This is a genomic window from Brevundimonas sp. (assembly GCF_036405315.1).
In the GTDB taxonomy this organism is placed as follows: domain Bacteria; phylum Pseudomonadota; class Alphaproteobacteria; order Caulobacterales; family Caulobacteraceae; genus Brevundimonas.
This window is the reverse complement of the sequence record NZ_DASWXW010000006.1, coordinates 1-2,366: the sequence shown is the minus strand read 5'-3', so window position 1 is coordinate 2,366 and position 2,366 is coordinate 1. Positions and strand designations below refer to the sequence as shown.

The window sequence follows — 2,366 nt, the reverse complement described above, 5'->3', positions numbered from 1 at the left end:
CCAGACCATGGCGTCGAGCGGGTTGGTGATGCAGATGACGAAGGCGTTGGGGGCGTGCTGCTTGATGCCCTCGCCGACGGCCTTCATGACCTTCAGGTTGATGCCGATCAGGTCGTCGCGGCTCATGCCCGGCTTGCGCGGCACGCCGGCGGTGACGATGCAGACGTCGGCGCCCGCGATGTCGGCGTAGTCGTTGGCGCCCTTCAGGGCCACGTCCTGACCGAAGACGGCCGAGGCCTCGGCGATGTCGAGGGCTTTGCCTTGCGGCGTGCCTTCGGCGATGTCGAACAGGATGACGTCGCCCAGCGCTTCGCGCGCGGCCACGTGGGCCAGGGTTCCGCCGATCATGCCGGCGCCGATGAGGGCGATCTTCGCGCGAGCCATTCAGGTCTCTCCAGTCAATGTTGCGTGTGCGAAACGGTACTCGATGGCGGGCGGTCTAGACCCGCAAGGGAGCGGGAGCAAGCGCCGGACGTTGCGCCTTTGGTCGCCCCCTGCGAGGGTCGCCGCATCCAGAGGGGCATGATGACCGCTGCGGAAGACGATCGACAATATGAAGCCCGCGTCCTGGCCGAGGCCGAGGCCTGGCGCGAACGCCAGCTGCGCCGCCCCGGCCTGTGGGACATGACCACGCGGGCGACCCAGGACCGCATCAACAGGCTCATCCCCGAGCGGGTGCACCAGATCGTCACCTCCGGCGTCGAACTGACGACGCGGGGCATCATGACCGGCGCCGACTGGACCACGGCAAAACCCCTGCTGCACGGCAGCCTTCGCAAGCGCGAAGAGCTGATCCAGACCCGCGTCGACTTCTACCGCACCACGGCCAGCGTCGAGGGCGGGGTGGCGGGGGCGGGCGGCTTCCTGCTGGCGGCGGCGGACTTTCCGGCCCTGCTCGCCATCAAGATCAAGCTGCTGGCCGAGATCGGCGCCCTTTACGGCCATTCGGGCAAGAGCCTGGCGGAGCGGCTCTATCTGTTGCGGATCTTCCAACTGGCCTTTTCCAGCGCCCGGCATCGGCCCGAGGCCCTGTCCGCGCTGGAGGCGGCGGGGCGCGGCCTGCATCAGCCCGAACGCATCCAGGACTTCGACTGGCGCAGGTTCCAGCTGGAATATCGCGACTACATCGACCTGGCCAAGCTGGCCCAGCTGATCCCCGTCATCGGGGCGCCCGTAGGGGCCGTGGTCAACTGGCGGCTGACCACCCGGCTGGCGACGACGGCGATGAACGCCTATCGCCTGCGCTGGTTCGAGGACGAGCACCTGACATGACTGACTTCACCTCCCCCTTCTTGGCAGACCCCGCCTTCAAGGCCGGGTCCGTCTTCGCCGCCGACTGGCCCCTGTGCCAGGTGCGGCTGCAGGACGACGCGCGCTTTCCCTGGCTGATCCTGATGCCGCGCGTCGCGGGCGCGGTCGAGTTGGACGACCTGAGCCGCGATCAGCGTGCGGCCCTAATCGAAGAAGTCGTGCGCGCCGGAGAAATGGTGCGCGCGCTGGCTCAAGCGGCGGGCCGCCCCGTCGACAAGCTGAACACGGCGGCCCTGGGCAACGTCACCCGCCAGCTGCACGTCCATATCGTCGGGCGCCGCCGCGACGACGGCCTTTGGCCAGACCCGATCTGGGGCCGTCCCGGCGCGGTGCGTCTGTCCGAGCACGACAAGGACGCCTTCTTGCGAGCGATTCGCGAGGCCTGATCAGGAAAACGCGATCCGTGGCGCTTATACGGCCCGGTTCGTTGACACCCGGCCTTTGCGGTCACTAAAGCCTATCGCACTGCAACCGGACCTGTTTTTCCACAGGTTTTTTGAGAATCATTCGCATGTCGAACCTTCCCCAGGGTGCGGGCGACCCGACTGGCCGCTACGTCCGCCATCCCAATGGCCATGTGGCGCCGATGTCGCCCTTCACCGACGTCTGGCGGTGGCACGTGACCATGACGGCCTCCATCCTGTTCCGCGTCACCATCGGCGCGGCCACGGTCGGCGCCGTCCTGTTGCTGGCCTGGGTCGCGGCCGTCGCCGCCGGGCCTGAAGCCTACGCCAAGGTTCTGGCCTGCTCGGCCTCGCCGTTCGGCCTCTTCATCTGGTTCGGCCTGTCGCTGGTGGTCTTCTCCTTCCTGCTGAACGGCGCCCGCCACCTGATCAACGACGCCGGCAAGGGCCTTGATCTGAAGTCCGCCAATCTGATGGCCAACATCGCGGTCTGGGGCCCTCTGGTCCTGGCCGTGCTGTTCTGGGTCGTCCTGTTCGCCGCCGGAAAGGTTTCGCTGTGAGCGCCGCCCCCAAGTTCAAGAACCATGTGAAGATCTCCGAGCGCCACGGCGCCGGCGAGTGGAAGATCGAAAAGCTGGCCCTGCTGGCCCT

General features: G+C 67.5%; 4 protein-coding genes. 3 read left to right on the top strand and 1 reads right to left on the bottom strand.

Translation table 11 applies throughout. From position 1 onward, the window contains the following. The coding region (locus VGE49_RS00220; RefSeq protein ID WP_414643577.1) for a lactate/malate family dehydrogenase at positions 1-384 on the bottom strand (384 nt) is incomplete at its 3' end. A 141-nt stretch (positions 385-525) separates the two neighbouring features. Between VGE49_RS00220 and VGE49_RS00215 the strand changes: the two genes are divergently transcribed. The 3 genes from VGE49_RS00215 to sdhC all read left to right on the top strand — a co-directional run bounded on the left by VGE49_RS00215 (position 526) and on the right by sdhC (position 2,275). Further along, positions 526-1,272 carry an EcsC family protein gene (locus VGE49_RS00215; protein WP_331032579.1) on the top strand — a complete coding sequence of 249 codons (747 nt, stop codon included), beginning with the start codon at positions 526-528 and terminating at the stop codon, positions 1,270-1,272. Continuing rightward, the gene (locus VGE49_RS00210; protein WP_331032578.1) at positions 1,269-1,697 is read left to right on the top strand and encodes an HIT domain-containing protein; all 429 of its coding nucleotides are present in this window, start codon (positions 1,269-1,271) and stop codon (positions 1,695-1,697) included. The genes VGE49_RS00215 and VGE49_RS00210 overlap by 4 nt, the downstream gene beginning before the upstream one ends. A 125-nt stretch (positions 1,698-1,822) precedes the next feature. Continuing rightward, positions 1,823-2,275, top strand: coding sequence for a succinate dehydrogenase, cytochrome b556 subunit (gene sdhC / locus VGE49_RS00205; RefSeq protein ID WP_346506236.1), 453 nt, complete (start codon positions 1,823-1,825; stop codon positions 2,273-2,275). Positions 2,276-2,366: the final 91 nt, after the last annotated feature.